The 20,905-nt window shown below is 43.0% G+C and carries 25 protein-coding genes; 21 read left to right on the top strand and 4 right to left on the bottom strand.

The features are described from left to right. Window positions 1–4: 4 nt before the first annotated feature. The 3 genes from rpsD to rplQ are packed head-to-tail and all read left to right on the top strand — an operon-like array spanning window position 5 to window position 2,054. Entirely contained in the window at window positions 5–646 is a 642-nt protein-coding gene (rpsD, locus tag ACERC6_RS04110) for a 30S ribosomal protein S4 (RefSeq protein ID WP_277808221.1), read from the top strand. A 26-nt stretch (window positions 647–672) separates the two neighbouring features. Beyond that, a complete protein-coding gene (locus ACERC6_RS04105) occupies window positions 673–1,677 on the top strand; it encodes a DNA-directed RNA polymerase subunit alpha (protein WP_373627868.1) in 1,005 nt (334 codons plus the stop codon). Between the two features lie 17 nt (window positions 1,678–1,694). Further along, window positions 1,695–2,054, top strand: coding sequence for a 50S ribosomal protein L17 (gene rplQ / locus ACERC6_RS04100; RefSeq protein ID WP_284673962.1), 360 nt, complete (start codon window positions 1,695–1,697; stop codon window positions 2,052–2,054). A 173-nt stretch (window positions 2,055–2,227) separates the two neighbouring features. On the opposite strand, the gene ACERC6_RS04095 is transcribed toward rplQ, so the two are convergent. Together ACERC6_RS04095 and ACERC6_RS04090 are read right to left on the bottom strand one after the other, a co-directional pair. Further along, window positions 2,228–2,797 carry a Sua5/YciO/YrdC/YwlC family protein gene (locus ACERC6_RS04095; RefSeq protein ID WP_373627867.1) on the bottom strand — a complete coding sequence of 190 codons (570 nt, stop codon included), beginning with the start codon at window positions 2,795–2,797 and terminating at the stop codon, window positions 2,228–2,230. 18 nt (window positions 2,798–2,815) lie between these two features. Further along, a complete protein-coding gene (locus ACERC6_RS04090) occupies window positions 2,816–3,550 on the bottom strand; it encodes an elongation factor P hydroxylase (RefSeq protein ID WP_373627866.1) in 735 nt (244 codons plus the stop codon). A 162-nt stretch (window positions 3,551–3,712) separates the two neighbouring features. Between ACERC6_RS04090 and ACERC6_RS04085 the strand changes: the two genes are divergently transcribed. The 14 genes from ACERC6_RS04085 to ACERC6_RS04020 all read left to right on the top strand — a co-directional run bounded on the left by ACERC6_RS04085 (window position 3,713) and on the right by ACERC6_RS04020 (window position 14,677). Beyond that, entirely contained in the window at window positions 3,713–4,285 is a 573-nt protein-coding gene (locus ACERC6_RS04085) for a DUF177 domain-containing protein (RefSeq protein WP_373627865.1), read from the top strand. 255 nt (window positions 4,286–4,540) lie between these two features. Continuing rightward, window positions 4,541–4,723 (top strand): 50S ribosomal protein L32, encoded by a 183-nt coding sequence (rpmF, locus tag ACERC6_RS04080; RefSeq protein ID WP_373627864.1) that lies wholly within the window; start codon window positions 4,541–4,543, stop codon window positions 4,721–4,723. 211 nt (window positions 4,724–4,934) lie between these two features. After that, entirely contained in the window at window positions 4,935–5,891 is a 957-nt protein-coding gene (fabD, locus tag ACERC6_RS04075; RefSeq protein WP_284673967.1) for an ACP S-malonyltransferase, read from the top strand. Next, complete coding sequence (fabG, locus tag ACERC6_RS04070) at window positions 5,878–6,612, top strand: 3-oxoacyl-ACP reductase FabG (RefSeq protein ID WP_284674548.1); 735 nt, start codon at window positions 5,878–5,880, stop codon at window positions 6,610–6,612. The genes fabD and fabG overlap by 14 nt, the downstream gene beginning before the upstream one ends. A gap of 249 nt (window positions 6,613–6,861) precedes the next feature. Continuing rightward, window positions 6,862–7,095, top strand: a complete 234-nt coding sequence (gene acpP / locus ACERC6_RS04065) for an acyl carrier protein (RefSeq protein WP_284673968.1) — start codon at window positions 6,862–6,864, stop codon at window positions 7,093–7,095. 626 nt (window positions 7,096–7,721) lie between these two features. Then, window positions 7,722–8,150 carry a hypothetical protein gene (locus ACERC6_RS04060; RefSeq protein ID WP_373627863.1) on the top strand — a complete coding sequence of 143 codons (429 nt, stop codon included), beginning with the start codon at window positions 7,722–7,724 and terminating at the stop codon, window positions 8,148–8,150. 162 nt (window positions 8,151–8,312) lie between these two features. Continuing rightward, window positions 8,313–8,666, top strand: coding sequence for a hypothetical protein (locus ACERC6_RS04055; protein WP_373627861.1), 354 nt, complete (start codon window positions 8,313–8,315; stop codon window positions 8,664–8,666). Window positions 8,667–8,669: 3 nt separating this feature from the next. Beyond that, complete coding sequence (locus ACERC6_RS04050) at window positions 8,670–8,885, top strand: hypothetical protein (RefSeq protein WP_373627860.1); 216 nt, start codon at window positions 8,670–8,672, stop codon at window positions 8,883–8,885. Between the two features lie 27 nt (window positions 8,886–8,912). Further along, on the top strand, window positions 8,913–9,428 hold the full coding sequence (locus ACERC6_RS04045; RefSeq protein WP_373630505.1) for a hypothetical protein: 516 nt from the start codon (window positions 8,913–8,915) through the stop codon (window positions 9,426–9,428). Window positions 9,429–9,565: 137 nt separating this feature from the next. Continuing rightward, a complete protein-coding gene (locus tag ACERC6_RS04040) occupies window positions 9,566–10,093 on the top strand; it encodes a hypothetical protein (RefSeq protein ID WP_373627857.1) in 528 nt (175 codons plus the stop codon). A 26-nt stretch (window positions 10,094–10,119) separates the two neighbouring features. Next, the gene (locus ACERC6_RS04035; protein ID WP_373627855.1) at window positions 10,120–11,388 is read left to right on the top strand and encodes a hypothetical protein; all 1,269 of its coding nucleotides are present in this window, start codon (window positions 10,120–10,122) and stop codon (window positions 11,386–11,388) included. Continuing rightward, the gene (locus ACERC6_RS04030; protein ID WP_373627853.1) at window positions 11,385–12,248 is read left to right on the top strand and encodes a hypothetical protein; all 864 of its coding nucleotides are present in this window, start codon (window positions 11,385–11,387) and stop codon (window positions 12,246–12,248) included. The genes ACERC6_RS04035 and ACERC6_RS04030 overlap by 4 nt, the downstream gene beginning before the upstream one ends. 161 nt (window positions 12,249–12,409) lie before the next feature. After that, the gene (locus ACERC6_RS04025) at window positions 12,410–13,426 is read left to right on the top strand and encodes an aspartate carbamoyltransferase catalytic subunit (RefSeq protein ID WP_284673975.1); all 1,017 of its coding nucleotides are present in this window, start codon (window positions 12,410–12,412) and stop codon (window positions 13,424–13,426) included. Window positions 13,427–13,513: 87 nt separating this feature from the next. After that, complete coding sequence (locus ACERC6_RS04020) at window positions 13,514–14,677, top strand: dihydroorotase (protein ID WP_373627852.1); 1,164 nt, start codon at window positions 13,514–13,516, stop codon at window positions 14,675–14,677. A gap of 84 nt (window positions 14,678–14,761) precedes the next feature. Here ACERC6_RS04020 and ACERC6_RS04015 read toward each other — a convergent pair whose 3' ends face one another. Further along, window positions 14,762–16,261, bottom strand: coding sequence for a YihY family inner membrane protein (locus tag ACERC6_RS04015; RefSeq protein WP_373627850.1), 1,500 nt, complete (start codon window positions 16,259–16,261; stop codon window positions 14,762–14,764). Window positions 16,262–16,556: 295 nt separating this feature from the next. On the opposite strand from ACERC6_RS04015, the gene wrbA reads away from it, so the two are divergent. Both wrbA and ACERC6_RS04005 read left to right on the top strand, forming a co-directional pair. Next, window positions 16,557–17,153, top strand: coding sequence for an NAD(P)H:quinone oxidoreductase (wrbA, locus tag ACERC6_RS04010; protein WP_373627848.1), 597 nt, complete (start codon window positions 16,557–16,559; stop codon window positions 17,151–17,153). 77 nt (window positions 17,154–17,230) lie between these two features. Beyond that, entirely contained in the window at window positions 17,231–17,647 is a 417-nt protein-coding gene (locus tag ACERC6_RS04005) for a hypothetical protein (RefSeq protein WP_373627847.1), read from the top strand. Window positions 17,648–17,791: 144 nt separating this feature from the next. Here the strand turns inward: ACERC6_RS04005 and ACERC6_RS04000 are convergent, their stop codons facing one another. Then, on the bottom strand, window positions 17,792–18,436 hold the full coding sequence (locus ACERC6_RS04000; protein ID WP_373627935.1) for a DUF3108 domain-containing protein: 645 nt from the start codon (window positions 18,434–18,436) through the stop codon (window positions 17,792–17,794). A 356-nt stretch (window positions 18,437–18,792) separates the two neighbouring features. Here ACERC6_RS04000 and ACERC6_RS03995 point away from each other — a divergent pair, with 356 nt between their 5' ends. Beyond that, window positions 18,793–20,244 carry an alpha/beta fold hydrolase gene (locus ACERC6_RS03995; RefSeq protein ID WP_284673981.1) on the top strand — a complete coding sequence of 484 codons (1,452 nt, stop codon included), beginning with the start codon at window positions 18,793–18,795 and terminating at the stop codon, window positions 20,242–20,244. Window positions 20,245–20,509: 265 nt separating this feature from the next. After that, window positions 20,510–20,812 carry a co-chaperone GroES gene (locus tag ACERC6_RS03990; protein ID WP_373627844.1) on the top strand — a complete coding sequence of 101 codons (303 nt, stop codon included), beginning with the start codon at window positions 20,510–20,512 and terminating at the stop codon, window positions 20,810–20,812. Window positions 20,813–20,905 lie beyond the last annotated feature (93 nt).

Below are 20,905 nucleotides of genomic sequence, written 5' to 3'. Positions count from 1 at the left end.
ACACATGGCCCGTTATATTGGTCCAAAATTAAAATTATCACGCCGTGAAGGTACTGATTTGCAGCTCAAATCAGGTGTAAAGCCTTATGATGTGAAAACTAAGAAAGCTAGTCGTGCACCTGGTCAGCATGGCAACAGCCAAAATAAAACTTCTGAATACGCATCGCAACTTCGTGAGAAGCAAAAAGTAAAACGCATGTATGGTGTGCTTGAGCGTCAATTCTCAAACTACTATAAAGAAGCTGCCCGTATGCGTGGTGCAACTGGTGAAAACCTATTAGGCATGCTAGAGCGTCGCTTAGATAATGTTGTGTATCGTATGGGTTTTGGTGCAACGCGTGCAGAAGCTCGCCAGCTTGTTAGCCATCGTGCGATCTTGCTTAAAAAAGCAGGTCGTGATGAGTTTGTTCGTGTGAACATTCCATCAATCCAAGTACAAGATGGTGATGTAATCGCTGTTCACGAAAAGTCAAAAGAGCAATTGCGTATCAAAAATGCTATTGAACTTGCGACTCAACGCGGTATTCCAGAATGGCTAGAAGTTGATCACAGCAAACTTCAAGGTACTTTCAAAACTGCACCAGAGCGTAGTGAACTACCTGCTGAAATCAACGAAAGCTTGATTGTTGAGCTATATTCTAAATAATCCGAATTAATCATCGAGGTGACACTATGACAAATGCAACTGAGTTTCTAACACCTAGCACCATTCATGTGGATGCGGTTAATGAAACGACTGCTAAGGTCACGCTCGAGCCGTTAGAGAGAGGTTTTGGGCATACGCTAGGTAATGCCCTTCGCCGTATTCTACTTTCTTCATTGTCTGGTGCTGCAGTTATTGAAGCAGAGATTGAAGGTGTGGATCATGAATATTCTACACTTGAAGGCCTGCAAGAAGATGTGCTTGATTTGCTTTTAAACCTAAAAGGTTTGGCAATCACACTGCATGACCAAAATGAAGCTTATTTGACTTTGGACAAGCGAGGTGCAGGTGTTGTTACTGCTGCTGATCTTGAGTTGCCACACAATGTAGAGATTGCTAACCCTGATTTGGTGTTAGGAACGCTTAGTGAGCGTGGTCATCTGAAGATGCGTTTGCGTGTAGTAACAGGTCGTGGCTATGAGCCTGCCAACCAACGCCGTGAAGATGCAAACTCTAAAGCAATTGGTCGCTTAAAACTTGATGCAAGTTTTAGCCCAATTCTGCGTGTTGCTTATGATGTTGAAAATGCTCGTGTTGAGCAGCGTACCGACCTAGACAAGCTTATCATTGAGCTTGAGACTAACGGTACCATCGATCCAGAAGAAGCAATTCGTAAAGCGGCAACCATTTTGCAACAACAAATCGCAATTTTTGTGGATTTGGAAGCAGAAGAAGTGGTTGAGCCTGTCAAAGAGAAAGAAGAGATTGACCCTGTGCTATTACGCCCAGTGGATGATCTTGAACTAACGGTTCGCTCAGCAAATTGCTTAAAAGCTGAAAACATTTATTATATTGGCGATTTGGTACAGCGTTCAGAAACTGAACTGCTTAAGACCCCAAATCTTGGTAAGAAATCATTGACCGAAATCAAGGACGTACTTGCGTCTAAGGGCTTGGAGTTAGGCATGCGTTTAGAGACATGGCCACCAAGCGATTTGAGAGTTGATGATCGTTTTTCTTATCGTAGCCGTTAATTTAAAGGATACTGACCATGCGACATCGTAATAGTGGCGTAAAGCTGGGTCGCACCAGCAGCCATCGTAAGGCAATGTTCCAAAACATGACTAATTCTTTGTTTGAACATGAGCTAATCAAAACCACTTTGGTTAAGGCAAAAGAGCTACGCCGTGTAGCTGAGCCTCTAATCACATTGGCGAAAGAAGATAGTGTTGCTAACCGCCGTTTGGCATTTAACCGCACTCGTAACAAGGTAATCGTTGGTAAACTATTCAACGAACTAGGTCCTCGTTACAAAACTCGCCCAGGTGGTTACCTGCGTATCATCAAGTGCGGTCATCGTGATGGCGATAATGCACCGATGGCATATGTTGAGCTAGTTGACCGCCCATAATCGGTTTTCTACTCAAAAAAATCCCAGTCTAGACTGGGATTTTTGTTTTGGTGCTTTAAATTTTAAATGATGAGACTTGGATTGTTATTTATGACGGTTGGGTGATTTGATTGGATTGAATTTATTGTATCTGCATTTACCGCTAAAATGTATGTCATGTATGTTAAAGCGATCTAATCTGATAAATCACTCAAATCAACGACTTCTATTGTTTGGATATTTTCAATCATATCAATATTGACCAGTACATCAATTTGATTGCTTAATACATCTTCAATGTCATAGGGGGTCTCGGTGTTCATCAATTGACCATCTAGGTCGCTGATGACCAAAGGTTCGCCAACAATATCAAGTAGGGAGGCAAGTGGTGTGTATTCGCTAAACTGTATGCCAATCAACTTCTTTTTGTTGAGCAGGTGCTTGGGTGTCTGCTTACTTGCTTCTAGAATAAATCGTTTGGCAGATGTGTCGCATGATTTGATTTGGCGAAATTGGGCATTATTGATGTTGGCGTAGTTTGTCGCATCGCTGATGTTTTTGCAGATTAGCGTTGATGGCTCGCTTTGTACGATTTGATTGATATGAGCAAGATGATTTGTTGTATGCTTAGCCTGAGAGTGTGTCAATAAAGCATAGCCTGATTCGGTTGGATAAGCGATAATTTTGCCTTCTTTTAATGTATTGGCGATTTGTTCTAGTAGTCTGGTTTGTGGATTTTTTGGGTGTAAATAAAGTGTTTGCATGACTTATCTCTTGTATTGTTAGTGAAAGTGGGTTGGTGTAAATCCTTGACAAAGGCGTAGCAATATCCACAGCAACCTTTTGGCATCTCTAGGCAGGGTGTTTGGCGTGCTTAGATAGTCTTGTGCCTTAGCATAAACATCGGTGGCAAAAGTGCTTTTACTGGTATCAAAATCTGCATTCAGATTGTCTTGAGAAACATAAAAATAGCGTCCACAGGCTTGATTGAGTAAGCACTCAATGGCTTGGGGCTTGATTTCTACTTGTTCAAAGATGGCTTGGGTCTGTTCATTTCGTCCGTCCGATTCATACCAATAACCAAAGTCATTGAGAGTGCGTCTTGCTTTGCCGGCGATACACCAATGACTGATTTCGTGCAGGCTACTGGCAAAAAAACCATGAGCAAACTCAATTCTTGCAGGATTTTTGTCGTCAGTGGGGAAATATTCAGGTTCGCCATCGCCCCGAACGAGCGTGGTGGGCATCATGCCAATGTTGGGTTGGTTAAATAAGTGATTAAATAAACTGATGAGCCAGTCGGTGAGTGCCTTATCATCATTTTTATCGATACTCTGCCAGTGTGAGGCATATGTTTGCCATGCTGTGGCATCAATGTTTTGACTGAGTTTGGCAATGTCTTTTGTGAGAGATTCATCAAAAAACAACTGTTGCCATAGTGATTGAATGTGTATTTTTTGGTCAGATGGGTTGATATTAAGATTTGGGGATAATGTGCTAAAATCAACAGATTGCATAAAAAACACCATGAAATTTTGTTGTTTGTTATTATAGCATTATTTATTTGATGGGCGTTGAGGATAATTTTGTCAGTCAAGTGTAATCAAGCATTATAAAAATTATCGTGAAAATTTATTGATTTTATGAAATAATAAGGCAATACGAATTAGGAATTTATAATGAACAAGGCAACAAACCCATCTTTAGATTTGGCAAATAAAGAATTTCCTGCCAATATCGTGCTTGAAAAGTGGGCGGATATTGGTTTTGTGTGGTCTGGCGAGGTAGTGGTGGCAAGCTTTGAGCGTCTGTCCACTCATGTTAATCTAACCAACCAAACAAGACAGCATAAGAACCTGACCGTTCAGGTTAATTTACAAAAAACTTTAGGCATCTTGTGGCTAACTTTTGATGTTGTTGGTGAGCTTATCGTGTCCTGCCAGCGTTGTTTGGAGGATATGAATATTGACATAATCAATCAGTATCGTTTGGCGATTTTATCGCATGAGAGCCAAATTGAGCAGGTAAAAGACGCTGAATATGTACTGGTTGATGAAATCAATGGCGAAGGGGTGAGAAAAATGCTACCCATTCAAGATTTGCTTGAAGATGAGCTGCTGCTTGTCTTGCCACTATCGCCACGCCACAGCGAATGCGAGATGCCGATTGAGATGGTAGATGCCAATGACGATGATGAGATGGCGGATAACCCATTTGCGGCACTGGCTGCATTAAAAGGCAAGCTCAATTAAAAGATTATTTGGCATAAATTGGCATAAAATAGAAAGTTTTGTAATTTTTTGCGTTTATGCTTTGAAAATAGTGAAATTTTTTAGTATAATACAGCGTTTATTGTGCTTATTAAAGATGTCAAAGCAAAAGGTGCTATGCTATGCTTTGAGTTGTGTTAATGCAACGGTCATCCATAAAACGCACGACCATTTTTATTGTTTATTTGGCGATTTAGGTGTTAAATTGCCTTAATTTGACGAATTTTAGGAGCTATCATGGCAGTTCAACAAAACCGCAAAAGCCGTTCACGCCGCGACATGCGTCGTTCACACGACCGTATGGTAGTGAGCACTATCAGCATTGATTCTACTACTGGCGAAAAACATCTTCGCCACCATGCGACCAAAGATGGTTTCTACCGTGGTCGCCAACTGTTCAAGTTAAGCCAAAACAGCTAATCGGTAGATTATGATTGCAAAAGCCAGGCTGTATTGTTCATCAATACACTTGGCTTTTTTGTGCTTACGATGAGCAAGATTTCGTTATGTTATATTAAAAATTTACACAAAAATTAGTAAACAAATGTTTATTTTTTTATGATAAAATGCACATCAATTTTTATGTTAATTGTTTAAATGCAGTGATTAAAAATCCATAACAAGGTGTTTTATGACAGAAAATAATACAGCCAAACGCATTGCCGTTGTTTTTCCAGGTCAAGGTTCGCAGACTGTGGGAATGATGAATGAGTTGGCAGAGCATTTTTCAGTAGTTAAAGCGGTCTTTGATGAGGCGAGTGCAACTTTGGGTTTTGATCTCTGGGAGATCACTCAAGACGAAGAGCGTCTGCACAAGACACAGTACACACAACCTGCATTGGTGGCAGCGAGTGTCGCCATTTGGCGTGTTATCAGTGAAAAATTATCTGTTCAAGGTTTGACGCCTGTGTGTTTGGCAGGGCATTCTTTGGGTGAGTACAGTGCGTTGGTGGCAAGTGGCGTATTAAGTTTATCTGATGCGGTTAAACTTGTGCATGAACGAGGAAAATATATGACAGATGCGGTTCTTGGTATTGATACGCAGATGGCGGCGGTGCTTGGGCTAGATGATGAGCAAGTGGTTAGCCTATGCGAAGACGCAACCAATCAAGCAGGCATCGTCAATCCTGCCAACTTCAATAGTCCAGCTCAGGTGGTCGTAGCAGGTACAGAGGTGGGTGTCTGCCATGTGCTAGATGCGGTTGAGAATTTGGGTAAAAAAGCAGTCGCTCTTAAGGTATCCGTGCCATCGCATTGTGCGTTGATGAATCCTGCCACCGATAAATTAGCGACCTTGCTTGGCGAAACGACATTCAATCTGCCACAGATTCCTGTCATACAAAACCGCCATGCACAGGTTCATGAGAGTATCAGTGAGATTAAAACTGCCCTAATTGAGCAGTTGTCCATGCCTGTACAATGGGCAAAAACCATGCAAAAACTGGCGGATAAGCATATTGATGTTGTGATTGAATGTGGTCCAGGTAATGTTCTGTCAAATCTTGCAAAACGCCAAGCACAGCCAATCACCGCACTGCCAAGTGATAAACTGGCTCGTATTGAGAAATTGGAGAATTTACATGAGTAGAAAAATTGTTTTAGTAACAGGTGCAAGTCGTGGCATTGGTCGAGCCATCGCTCAGCGTTTCGCTGATGAGGGTCATTTTGTCATCGGCACAGCAACGAGCGAAAAAGGTGCTTGTGCCATTGAAGAGTATTTGAGTGAATCAGGTGGCATCGGTCGTGTGCTTGATGTGTGCGATGATGAAGCCATTGATAAACTGTTTGAAGAGATTGATAGCGTCTATGGTGGCGTGAATGTGTTGGTGAACAATGCAGGCATCACCAAAGATGGGCTTTTGATGCGTATGAAAAATGAAGATTGGTTTGATGTGCTTGATACCAATTTAACATCTATCTATCGCACTTCTCGCCGTGCGGTGCGTAGCATGATGAAGGCTCGCTTTGGTCGTATCATCAATATCACTTCGGTGGTGGGTCAGATGGGTAATGCAGGTCAGGCGAACTACGCTGCCAGTAAAGCAGGTGTTGAGGGGTTCACTCGTGCATTGGCACGAGAGATAGGCTCTCGTGGCGTTACAGTAAACTGTGTAGCACCAGGTTTTGTGGAGACTGACATGACCGAAGAGCTTGATGAGCGTCTGATTAACTCCATGCTTGATGCTGTGCCACTTGGTCGCATGGCTCAACCTGAAGAGATAGCAGTAGCCGTTACTTTCTTGGCAAGTGATGAAGCAAGCTACATCACAGGCGAGGTACTTGCTGTCAATGGTGGTATGTATATGTAAGGCATGATACAGTGATAATCAAATTTGGCATTCATCATGATGGCAATGACGATGGATAAAATCATTGACAAATGACGAGCTTGTGATTATCATTGAGTGCAAATTGTGAACATATGTATCCATAAAACTTGCACTATCGGCAAAAATGTTTTATGATATATACATTGAAAAAATTATTGTAAGATAAGTCGCTAAGCTCGGCATGGTGTCGATACTGGCGTTTATCCATTTCATTAAAAGGAAACTCTCATGAGCGATATCGAAGCTAAAGTAAAAGACGCAGTGGCTGAGCAACTTGGTCTAAATGTTGCTGACATCAACAATGAAGCATCATTTATGGACGACTTGGGTGCTGACTCTCTAGATTTGGTTGAACTGGTGATGGCATTTGAAAGCAACTTTGGTATTACCATTCCTGATGAAGATTCTGCTGAATTGACCACCGTACAAAAAGCCATTGACTATGTAACTGCTAAGCTATAATTGCCAAGCACCATGGTAAAGACTGTTTGGGTTGAACTACGCCCTAAATCTTAGATAATAGATGATGGGCTAGGGTGTTCTTCAGTGGTTTTACTCAAGGCAAAAATGGGGACTAAGTTTCTTAATCAATAGGGCTTAGTCCTTTTAGTTTGGTTGTTAATCTTGCTTGATGGGTGTCTTTTATGAGTTAGTCTGGGGGTTATTGCTTTTTTGGGTTGTTGATTCATTTAGCCCATCATTGATACATAAAATATAAAACTAGCAACAAATCAGTCATAAAATTACAAGAATATATAAATATTTACAAAAAAAAGATTTCATTCCCCCCATGCGTATAATGGCACATAATAGGCTGGTAGAGCGTATGGGTTGTCCTAGTGTATTCTACCCACTTATATTTTATAGGCCGTGCTGACCGCAGGGCCGTTTTTTCATCGGATTATGGATCATTAAAATGTTAAAAAAATTGCGACCGCCATGGCGGTATTGGGTGCTAGTGTATCTGTGGCAACAGCTCAAGTAAATTCTATCTCTGGTTCTATGGACTTGCAGGTGGAGCTACCTGATGTGCTCGTATTGTATCCTGGCAAACTGTAGGTATTGAGTTTCATTCTGCCATCCGAAATGTGGCAATAGGTTGTGGCACTGGCATTGGTAATTTTGGTAGACCGGATATTGAAATTAAGGATAATGATTCAATAAATGGTGCAGATCTAACAGATGACCAACTAGTTACTACCAGTACCCCTAATACTAAAAGTGAAAACAAAATTTCGGTTACTCTAAAAGATGCGTGGGCGGTACGCAGTATATCAGAAAATGGCGTCAAATTAAGCATTTGGAATTCAGATGACACACATAAGAGCGATTCAGATCCAACTTCTATAGTTAAAACTGAAAATGTTAAGGTTAAAGGTAATGGGGGGTCTGGACCCTCAATTGATTTGGTAGACTCTAAATGGACTCCTACCAAAGGTGATATTACTTTTGACTTAAATTTTGAACAAGTAAAAAAACAGGGCTGCATAAATCAGATGGGCAGACTTTTCTCTTGAAACTGGAAGCTAGACAATAACCTCGATCCTAATCTATCCTGATTAACTTAAATAAAAAGCATCAAACACCGGTGTTTGATGCTTTTTATTCAAAGAGTTTGTTAAAATGCCAATGCTATTGTTGAGAGTTGGCACAGTTGATGAAGTAGATGAGTAACTGCTATGAATACCATACAACGCATAAAGTACATCCATATCGCCATCATGACCACCATCGTGGCGACACTTGGCACGACCAGTCACGCTGCTAGCTTGCAGACTACCGTAGAGCGAGACGCACAGGGTTCAAGATTGGTCGTGATACAAAAAGACGCACATGGGCGTGAGATAGACATGCCACCACCCCAGTTGGTGGGCATCTCGCCACCGAGTATCAGCGTGATGGCTCACGGCAGGGTTGATGAGTCGGTTACTTTTTATAACTATGGCGAAGAGCCTAAGCTGATAGAGCTGTCTTTGCTAGACGCTGATGAACAGCTGACAGCCATAGAAGATGGGGCTAAGATACAAAGTTGAACTGTGGTCGCACCGCAGTCATTTACGGTGCCATCTGGGGGCTATCAGACCATTCGTCTGTCGTTTCGCCCACCTGCTGACCTGCCCAAAACAACCCATTGTGGACTATTGGTCATCAATCAAAAAATCCAAAACCCCATCGTAGAGCAGACAGAGTCGTCAGCGGTGGTAAAAATCGGCTCGCAGTATCAGTTGCCCATTCGTATCATGCACCGCTGATGACAGATGATGGGTTGAGGCGTGGCTATGATAAATAGAGTACTTCGTGGGGCGATCATTGTAGCGATGACAGGGGCTGTGGCATTGCCTGCATGGGCAGGCGAGCTACAGTTGGTCGGTCTAAAGATTAACCACCAAAACAAAGGTGGTATTGATGCACTGTGGCATGATGAGCGTTATTATGTCAGTGTGTCTGATTTGGCTGTGCTTGACATCACCACTGACGACCAAGAAGAGAGTATGCTATTTAAGACACCGCTTGGAGAGGCGAAGATTGCTTTTGATGAGCTGGTGTATCATGATGGCTTGGCGTATATTTCGTTTGATTCACTAAAGCTACTAGGCATTACGGCAGAGTATCTGCCATCGGATTTACAGATTCATCTGATGGTAGCAACCCTACCCAAAAAACAACCCGCCCCAAAGCCACGCCCCATTGTTACGCACACGCCAAGTGTGGCAGGATTACAGGGCTTGCAGATGAACACTCAGCTATCAGGTCGTACGAACAACGATGATAAGGTGCGTATCATCATCAGCTAGATGCTTTTGGTTATGCACTGGGCGGTACTTGGGGCGTATCAGTCAGTAAAGACAATGACGAAAAAACCAAACTTGATAATGCCTACTGGCTAACATCAACGCCCAAGACGGCCATCAGACTTGGTAGCACCAATACCGTGTTTAATACCATCACAGGTCTGAATGTGGCTTTTAGCAGTGCCAATATCGCAAGACATCTAACAGGTCATGTAGATGGCAAAACCAGTGCGCTGATAGACGCACCTAGCCATGATTATCAGCACATCAAAGGTGTGGGTGTGGCAGGCGGTCTGGCAGAACTTCGTATCAACGGCAGGACGGTGGCTCGTGTACAAAGTTTGCTTGATGGTCGGTATGAGTTTTTAAATCTGGATATGTCAGCCATTGACCGCCACAGTCTGATTGAGGTGGCGATATTTGACAATCCGCTATCGGCTGTGCCTATGCGTGTAGAGCGTGTGTCTTTGGGCAAGCGTTATGGCTCAGTGGCGACCAATGAGCTATTGGTGCAAGCCGGTGTTGGTCGTCTGGGCGTGTTTGATGAGCATAGCGAACAGACCGCTTACGCACACCTTGCTTATGGCTTGCATAATAAACTTAGCCTAAGAGCAGGGCTAAAGCATCAGCAAAATCAAGATAACGACTGGCAGGTGGGGCGAACATAGCACCGAACCGCTACACCAACATAGATGTGGACTATCATCGTGATGGTAATGTTCGTGTAGATGCTCGCTACGAGAAAGAAGTGTGGCGAGCGAACTATCGCTACGCTCGCTCCACTTATGATGACCGCCATCATCTAGGACTGTATTACACCCCCAATGAACGCACGCACATGTCAGTTACCCAAGATGGCGATAATACCAGTTCATATACTCGTTTTCATCTAAGCGATCGGTTAAGTCATGACTTGCAGTATCAGTCGCATAATGACTATTGGCGTTATCATGCTAGCTATCGCCATCTACAGAGCCGATTTAATAGCAATTATCAATACAGCGTTGATCCGCATAAACACCATTTGTCATCATCGCTACGCCTAACAGACAGAACCACGCTACAGTCAGGGGTGTATGTAGGGCATAGTGGTAATAGCACGCATGACAACAAGCGAGCCTTTGGTATTGAAAGTAGCTTGCAACACCGCCTATCTAACCATCAATCGCTGTCTGTGGGTGCGTCTTGGCATAACTTGACCAAAAAAGACAATGTTGCTTTGCAGTTTTATTGGCAACACCGCACAAAAAAAGGCATTGATATCGGTGCAAGCTATCGCCATGGCGGTAATGCTTGGCGTGGGTCTTATGAGAACCGCATCGGCAAGGTGGATCTTAGCGACACTAAGCGTAGTGAAGGCGAATGGTTCTTGCGTATTGGCCTAAATGCCTACAAACCCCCTGCTAGCTTGCCAAAATTGGGCAGGTATGTCGCCAGTGGCAATGCTGGTGGGCAGGCGGTGATTACCTTGTTGCATGACTATGAAGATTTTAAAATAACGCCTGATGAACCGATGTTCTTTAATGTGAATAACAAACTGACATCAGCCAATCTGCTGTCTAGCACCAACAAAAAAAGCACCTATCTGATAGACCTACCCAAAGGCGTGTATGAGATTGAGCTAGACGGACGCAACATACCGATTGAGTACGCCTTGCCAAATAAGGCGGTGGCAAAGATAGATGCACGCTTGCCTACCCATATTCAGTGGCAGATGACCCAGTCCTATGGTATTCGTGGTCGCATTTCGGTTGGTGGCGAACAGGTGCAAGCATGGAAAGATGATAAAATCATGACTCATACTAAGACCGATAAAAATGGCTATTTCTTATTAGATGGACTGCCAAAGGGTAAGTATATCATTCGTGCTGATGGTCATACCCCTAAGCAAGTGGTCGTGGTAGATGACTATGTTCTTGGCGTGGTGCTAGACGCAGCATCAACTGAAGCGAGATATCGATGAACAAGCTAACAGATTTTTTAACACTTCCTGCAACATTTTCCCCAAAAAAATCAACGATGATATGGGGTGTATTGTCTTTTTTGACGATGTCGCAGGCTTATGCAGGGGACTGCTATAGTGATCCAGATATTGATAATGGCAGGGTAATCAGCGGATATGCCGAAGTTGGCAATCATAATGGTGTTACAATCTATGGCTGTTTTCGTGATATCAATTTGGCAGCACTGCAAAGAAAAATCAATGTATCTGAGAATGTGATCATCAGGGGAGATAGTCAGGCAATCGGCGTGGGGCGAACCACAAAAGTGGCAGACTTTAGCGTAAGCTCTGTGGAGGTGACCGGTCCTGATTTTCCTGACACACCGCTTTCACAGAACCATGTCTTTAAAGAGGCGAAAAGTTTGCGTGATCCGTTACAAGAAGCGTTTTATTTTGCTACTTTTGCAAGAAACGCCACCCTTAGAGATAAGAGTAGGAACCGAGATTTTCTTAACGAATGTTGTCAAGGATTATCAAGACCTAATCATGGTAATTATCGAGGAACCATGAGAGACTATCTGGTCCAAAATGCTCATCGGTTTACGGTCAATGGTCAGCCTGCCAGCCCTGTTATTCCGCCACAACAGATAGACTTCTTTACTCATAAAATTGCCACCAAACAGGTTGAGGTTGGTAACGGCGTAAGCATGACGGTTGATTTTATGTCCAGAGCACGAAATGGCTTTTTTTATGCCAAGGCAAGAGGAGGAGAGGGTTGGGTTTATTGTCTTCTCACCGTAGGGGTGCAGGCGAGCGTGGATCTAAACACTGCCAAGCCAGGTGTTCATACATTAAACATCGGCTATAATAGTGGTAATTAAATCACTTAGTAATCATCTTCATCATGATGGTTGCTAAGCGGTCGGTAAAGGTTGGGTGTTTTTTGTTGGCAAATATGGGCAGAACCAGTATAATGTAGTATAATGCATCAATTTTTACTGTATTCTTGCTGTATCTAAACCATATTTAAATAGGAGACACCATGAAGGACCTTGACATTTGCACTCGTCTACAGCAATCTTTGGCTCGCCCACAACTGACTGATGATTGTATTTGTCATTTTATCTGTGTGGAAGGGCTGTCTCGCCTTCAGCTAGAAAGCATCCTTGATAAGGCGATGGGATATTTTGATGGTCATGGACGACTGATTAATACCGATGAGTTGGTCGGTAAGACAGTCATGAATCTGTTTTTTGAAAATTCTACTCGCACACGCACCACATTTGAGGCAGCACAAAAAAGACTCGGCGCTAATGTACTTAATCTTGACATTGCCAAATCAAGTGCCAACAAGGGCGAGAGCCTGCGTGATACACTATGGAACCTAGAGGCGATGAGTGCTGATATGTTCGTGGTGCGTCATTCATCTAGTGGTGCGGCTCACTTTATGGCGACTGAGGTTACACCAAATGTTGCCATCATCAATGCAGGCGATGGCTGGCACGCCCACCCCACCCAAGCCATGCTTGATATGCTGACCATTCATCGTGAATTCTGCCTAAAACATAATAAATCGTTTGACGAGCTGTCTGTTGCCATCATTGGCGATATCAAGCACAGCCGAGTGGCACGCTCAGACATCTCGGCACTGACCACACTTGGGGTAAAAGACATTCGAGTGGTTGCTCCGCATACGCTATTACCAAAGGGCATTGAGCGGTATGGCGTAAGCGTCTTTGATAATATGGAAGAAGGTCTGGCGGGTGTTGATGTCATCATTGGGCTTCGTATCCAAAACGAGCGTATCGGCTCGCCGTTACTGCCATCAACTTCAGAATATTTTAAGGTATATGGCATCACTGAGGATCGTGTCAAACTTGCCAATCCAAACGCCCTTGTCATGCATCCAGGTCCGATGAATCGTGGTGTTGAGATAGCGTCAAGCGTGGCTGATGGTAAGCAATCTGTGATTTTAAAGCAGGTCAATAATGGCATCGCTGTGCGTATGGCGGTGATGGCAATGGCGATGCATGGACAGCAGTCATTAAGGGGTGTTTAGGGGGTTTTATCTCTGATGGCATATTTATATAGAGCGTTTCGCAGGCAGGACATTTAATTTTTTAGGATAAAGATTAGGATAAAGATAATGAAAAACCTACTCCCAAATGATTGGCAATTTAATACTGAGCTTCTAAAAGATACCGATACTAGCAATGCATGGCTTATTCCACCGATTGTCGATTTGTGTGCACGCCTGCGTGAACCAGGTCATCAGTCGCATGGCACATTGGCAAGCGAGGGTAGGGCGGCAAGAGAAAACGGCATTTTGCATATCGTATTACCACCTGATACCAATCCTGTGCTAGAAAGTGGGTCATTATTAAAGGGTCTGCGTGAAAAAGCCTTTCAAGATGGCGGTGTGTATCTGCATATTTTGGGGGCATTGACGCAAGGGCTAGATGGCAAGCAACCAGCCAATCTGTCAGGGCTAAAGCATGGCGGTGCTATTGGTGTTACCAATACCGCCAAAGGATTTGATTCTGATTTGGTCATGCTTCGTACTTTGGAGTATGCTTCTACTTTTGATTTGAAAGTGTTTTTTTATCCTGATGAGCCAAGCCTATCTACTGGGGGTGTGGCACACGATGGCTATATCGCTTCGTTTCATGGGTTGGCAGGCATTCCGTGGCTAGCTGAGACCATCGCACTATCAAAACAGCTTTTGATGGTGGAGGAGACTGGGCTTACAGCTCATTTTAGCCAGATTACTTGCCGTACTTCGGTAGAGCTGATTCGTTGGGCAAAATCTAAGGGCTTGCCGATTACCTGTGATGTCGCCATGCATCAGCTTCATCTGACCGATGACGACATAGAAGGGTATAATGCCCACGCCTATGTTCTGCCACCACTTCGCTCTAATACCGATCAGCAGGCACTCATCAAGGGACTGCAAGACGGTACGATTGATGCCATCTGTTCTCATCATGAGCCACTATCAAGCAGTGCCAAGCAAGCCCCATTTGCTGAGAGTATGCCAGGTATTAGTAATTTTGATACCTTTGTTTCGCTTGGGTGCAAACTGGTGGCGGACGGTATTTTGACCGCTGAGCAACTGGTGGATAAAATCTGTCTCAACCCTGCCAAGATTGCAGGCATTCAAGACTACCAAGCTGTTGGTGGTGCGGTACTCGTAGATCCAGCCCATGCTTGGACGGTAAATAAAGACACCATGCTGTCAGCAGGTAAGAATACGCCATTTTTGGGGCAAAAGCTGACCGGAAAAGTGGTGCGGACTTTCTTTGATGTGTGATGTTGTTGCCATCATCATTAAAAAACCGCTCTGATGTTGAGCGGTTTTTGTTTGGGTTGTTTAGACTGACAACAGGGGTGTTTGCTATTTTAGCCCTTGCTTGATGTCGTCTTTGGTTTTTTTACCCTTACCAAAGAAATGACGGGCTTTTTTGATTAGCCGAACAGCTTTGGTCAGACGACTTTCGGTGAATGATGCTTTGCCATTGGGGATAATCATGGTGTCGCCATCGTTATCTATCTCACGGTGGGTACTGCTAGAAAAGCCGTCTGCATAGCTCTTGGTGTCTGCATCTTCATCAACAATGCGCACGATTTTGTCTTTTTGACGCAAAGGAGTGCTATCAAATAGATGTGACAGTCTGACATCTAGCTCGCCTTTAGCGGTGCGTTCAATTTTGGTCAAGTTTTTATAAATCTCAACAAACCAAGGATCGTAATCCGCCGTCTTTAGCATATCTAGTTCATCTTTGATGGGTAAAGGATAGGGTAGAGTCTTATAAAATTGCCATAAACTGATGCTACTTAAGTCTGTTTTTAGGACATATTCATCATTTTTGGTGTGGGTGATTAGATCAGCGTCAACCAACTGCTCAAGATATAAGCTCCACTTTGGCAACTCACGGCGACCTAGCACTTCACGCAATTCATGCTCGCTGACGGTTTTGCTTTCTTTGTAGCGTTTGTAAGCTAGGTTTAGCATATCAAGCAAGCTAAGGAGTGGGTGGCGTGTAGGCACTTCTTTGGTATCAAAGATGGTCAATGTATAGCTAATCTGCACACCAAGCAAGATAATGTTCCACGAAAGATAAATCCAAAGTAGAAAAATCGGCAAAGCGGCAAATGCCCCATAAATCGCTTCATAGCTAGTGAAATTGGTCATCACAGTGCCAAATACTCTGCGTAAAATCTCAAAGAGTGTCGCAGAGATGACACCTGCGATGGCGGCATTTTTTAGGGGAACTTGAGCCTTTGGAATGAACCAATACATGCCAATAAAGCCTGCGGTGGTAATTAGCACAGAGATGATGTATGCCCAGATTGACCAGTTAATGCCATAACCGGCAATTTGACGATTTAAAAAATCCACGCTTTGAATGGCACTAGAAGCACCAAATGCCACACCAAGCACAATCGGACCTATTGTAATGAGTGTCCAGTAGCGAATGATGCTTGCTGTACCGCCAGTGCGTTCTTTGACACGCCAGATTTGATTAAAGGCGGTTTCTATGGTGATGAGCGTCATGATGGTGGTAATGAATAAGCCAAGCACACCCACAACGCCCAGATTGCTTGATTTTTCAGCAAAACTATTAAAATACTCGCTAATTTGTGCACCTGATGATGGCAAAAGGTTGTTATAAATCATTGACTGTAGCTGTTCTCTCATGCCTGATAAGGCAGGTATGCTAGAGAACACCACCAAAATCACGGTTAAAATCGGCACAAGCGACAGCAGTGTTGTGTAGGTTAGGCTAGCTGCTTTTTGAAGGCAGTCGTCTTCGTTAAAATGCCGAATTAGTAGACGCAAGTACATGAACCAGCCATGATGAGCAAAAGGCAGTTTGTTTAAAAAATTCGTCATAAATCATTCCGTGTTTGCATTGCTGTTACAAAAAATTATGATTGATTAGTGTAACAAATATCTGATATTTTTAAAGTATTTTTTGTAAGATGTGGTAAATTTTTGCTAGTGTTGGGTGTGATGATTGTTAAATTCTGATTGATTTGGCGTGTGGTTTTTAGGCTTTTTGCGTTATAATGAATGACGCAAAAAGCCTGATGGTCTGATGGTGGTCTGGTTGTTTCATCGCCTAAGATTTTGCTTGAATGAAGGGTGGTCAGACAAGGTAAGCTGACAAAAATTGATGGAGAGAATAATGAGTGAACATTATATTTTGGTGCTATATGATACCAATCAAAACCGCACAAAAGAACTCGCCTACGCCATTGCAGAGGGGATAATGAATGCAGGCGTGAGTGTCAAGATACGCCGAGTGCCAAAAGTTTCAGCACGCACAGAACAGCTTGACCCTAGCATTCCTGATGATGGAGATTTGTACTGTACGGCAGATGAGCTGTCAGGCTGTATGGGGCTTGCGGTGGGCAGTCCGACTCACTTTGGCAATATGTCAGCTAGCATGAAGTACTTTTGGGATAACACGGTAACCCAGTGGTTATCAGGTCGTCTGCAGGGCAAGCCTGCGTGTGTCTTTAGTAGTACAGGTACGCTACATGGAGGCAATGAGGCGACTTTATTGAGCATGATGATACCGCTTTTGCATCATGGTATGCTGATGGTGGGCTTGCCTTATGCACACGCAGAGCTGAGTCGTACTACTCGTGGTGGAACGCCTTATGGGGTGACAAGCGTGGTTGGGTCATCGCACGAATTTGCCATGACGGCAGATGAACGAGTGCTGGCGATTCATCAAGGCGAGCGACTGGCTTGTATTGCTCAAAAGTTGATTGATTAACAACACCAATTAACGCCAGTCATATATCTGTTCTACAGACAATTAACCAATCACATTCACCAGACATCTTATTTGACATGAAAACCAACAAAACTCAAAAACCCACCAAACCCATCAAGCCTATCCACATCAAGCTCATCGCCTGCTTGTGGGCTTGGCTTGTTTTTGCCATCATTGGCTATCCTGTGTTGGTGGCGGTGGCGACAGGTGTGTCATTGGTGAGTGGTGTGCTGATACAGATGCTAATATTGCTACCTGCTTTGTTCTCTACCCCCTATGTCTTGCGTGGTAACTCGCCTTATGCGTTGATTGTGGTGAGTTTGGTACTACTTGTCTATTTGGGGGTATCAGGTGTTTTGGTGTTGATTGGTTATTATGAGTCTGCTTCTGTATTGATTTGGGGTGGGCGACTGGTGGAATTTGTGCTGATTGGTGGAGTTTTGTATTATTTGTTTGTGTTATTAAGATGTCTACCACCCATGCATCGGCAGTGAGTGTATGGATTGTAGGCGTACTGTTTTTGATGCCATTGGCTTAAGTATACTTGCTTGATGAAAGCTAAAAAATCAAAGCCTTTAAGGGCTTTGATTTTTTTGTTTGGCTATTTGTTTAGCCAGAGTGCATGACTTGGTAGGGTTTTAGTTGAATTTGGTTAGCTCCATTGAGATGGATTTGCCATCGCTTGTTTGGCTGACTTTAACAGGTAGGTAGCTTAAGCTTGGGGCGAGCCAAAAACTGGTGGTGCGACCACGACCATCATGCACACGGTCAATTCTAACGACTTCATAAGTGCCAGCAGGGACGGTGATTTTTGAAGTGCCAGATTTTTTGAATTTGGTGGTTTCTATGCCGGACTTTTTGACTAATGAATAAGAGCCTGTAAACCTACCATTGATGAGTTCGTGGCGAATTTGGGCTTCTAGGCTTAGGTCGTCATAGGCTTGCTCACCCATCTTAAAGGTACTGGTTTTGCCTTTATAGGTAGAATTGACGGTTTTTGTGCTGTTATTAAAGGTAATATTGTGCGTATTTCCCAAGCCCAAAAATTTCACCGACATGGATGAGCTTGATGGGGCAATCTTATTACCTGACAGGTTAAATTTTGCCGATTGGCTAAGTGTGGCAATGCCTGCAGCCAGTCCTTTGACGCTATAGTGATAGCCATTGCCAGATTTGGTGAGTGTGCGAGTGGCGGTGCCGTTCTTGCCATGAGCTTTGATGGCATAAGTCGCTGAAAATTCTGACAAATCAGCTGCATAAGCCGTAGCACCGCTGATTGATATACCTAGCCCTAAGATGGCGATATAGGTGTTTTTGCTTGTTGTTGTTAATTTTGTAAATAAACTCATGAATGATTCCTTTTTAATTTTTACAATCTGTGATGATGGTGTCATATGATAATAGACAAGAATTGTTACAATTTCAAGATAAATGTGTGAATATTTTGTAGATTATCTTAGTGATATTTTTTTTGAGAACAGCGATCAAAGTTCAAGCCGATGGCAATCAGTGATGTTAATGATAGTGAGTTGTTATATTATTCATTATTTTTTATGAAATGATGATGTTGTCATCATGTCATTATTTTTGTTATAATATAGCTATTTTTTATTGTTTGTTTTTTGTGGTGATTTTGTTGATGATTAAATCTTTTTTTAAATATTTGGGTTTTTTGTTGTTGGGTGTGGTATTTGTTCTAGGTTGTGGTTATTTATATTTAATCTCAAAACAAGTCCAACAAGGCGATGTTACTTGGCATTCTTGCTATCGCCCCAGTTACTGGTCGTGGTTTGTGATACCGCCATCTGTCAAGTTACAATGTGCAACCGTTGTTGTGCCTGTAGATTATGATAAACCTGATGGCAAAACTTTTGAGCTTGCACTGACTCGCCTGCCTAGCCAAACACCCAATCCGATTGGTGATTTGTTAATCCTAAATGGTGGACCAGGAGGGCATAGCCTAGACATGAGCGATACACTCATTGCTGATGATGAATACGGTCAGCGTATCAAAGATAATTTTAATCTGATTGGCTACACTCCCAGAGGCATTGCTCCTGCCAGTCCTGTCATTAGTTGTGGTCAAGCCACAGAAGATGATGATGCCAAAACCTATCTGGATGCCTGTATTGCAGAGATGGGGACGGATATTTTACCGTTCATCAGTTCAAGAGAGGTCATCAAAGACTTGGATAACATTCGTCAAAAGCTAGCACAAGAGACTTGGTCGATGATTGGTTATTCTTATGGCACTAAACTTGTTGCCAATTATGCCAAATACTACCCAACCCACCTAAGAGCAGGCGTTGCCGATGGTGTGGTGGATACCGCTGAATCTTTGACGACTATTTTGATTAACCACAATAAGCAGGCACAGGCAACTTTTGAGGATTTTATGGAGGCTTGCCAAGAGGATTGTCCTTTTGCTGATAAAAGCAGTCAAGGCTTTATTCAAGCCCTAAAAACCATAGAAAATAAAAATCTAAAAGACGCCAAAGACAACCCAATTGATGCTGCAAGCCTACTTGGTGTGTTTATTGAAAATCTAAATAATGGAGATAACTGGGCGGATTTACGCACGATGTTTGCACAATTAAATGAAAATAAAACAGATACTTATAAGACGCTGACCTTATATAGTGAGCTTGGTAATATTGGCTTTAATGAAGATGCTTTAAGTTTGATTAACTGTGCTGACTCTGCCCCAAGGCTTAGTAGGGAGGACTATCTAGGCTTTGCCAAACAGCTTGATGATGTCGCCACCTTTGATAATCTTGAGACCAAAAGTGATGAGGAATATCTAGATGCTTGCTATCATTGGCAATGGCAGGCAACCGATGCCCAAGATGAGCATCTGGTCAATGACCAAACGCCAAACTTGCTATTCGTCTCTTATGAACACGACCTAGCGACACCGTATGCCAATGCCAAGACGATGGCACAACGCTTTGACGATCCGCTCGTTGTGATTTTAGGTAAGCATGGGCATACAGCCAGTCTATTTGGGGCGAATGCTTGCGTGGATCAGCATGTTAGTGATTATCTACTAAATCCTAAGATGGACTTTGGCAAAAAGCTCTTGATGTGCTAAGCCCAAAACGCTTTGGTAATCAAATGTTGCGGTGCTGATTGATTGCGATAATTAAGTTGATTGCATCAAAAGCACCGCATTTCTTAAAAAGTGTGCAGTATAAAAGACTTTGGTTAAAAAAATTTTTAATTTTTCCCTTGAAAAACTTTGTGCATAACACCATTTTTTAACCGATCCATTTTGATGGTATCGCAAGGCAAAGCTGGCACTGACCATATTGCCTTGTCATCTTTATTATATAAACAAAAAAACTGGAGAAATTCTTATGTCAATCCGTCCTTTATATGATCGCATCGTCGTCCGCCGTACCGAAGAAGAGCAAAAAACTGCAGGCGGTATTTTACTTCCAGGTTCTGCCCAAGAAAAACCGCAACAAGGCGAAGTCATCGCTGTGGGCAATGGTTATCATGTTGATAATACTGGACTGTTCTCAAATGGTGTGCGTCCTTTAGATGTCAAAGTGGGCGACAAAGTATTGTTTGGTCAATATGCAGGTCAGGTCGTTAAAGTTGATGGCGAAGAGTTGCTAATCATGAAAGAATCTGATGTGTTGGGTGTGTTGGAATAATTGATTTTCCGCCACTTAAGCTGTCCACACAGTAAAAAACCGTGATTTTTCCAAGCTGATTAAAAGCGATTTGGTAGCTTAATGGTTTTTTAG

The sequence above is a fragment of the Moraxella sp. E33BD genome (genome assembly GCF_041807865.1).
GTDB lineage: Bacteria > Pseudomonadota > Gammaproteobacteria > Pseudomonadales > Moraxellaceae > Moraxella > Moraxella haemolytica.
This window is presented reverse-complemented; position numbering and strand designations above follow the sequence as displayed.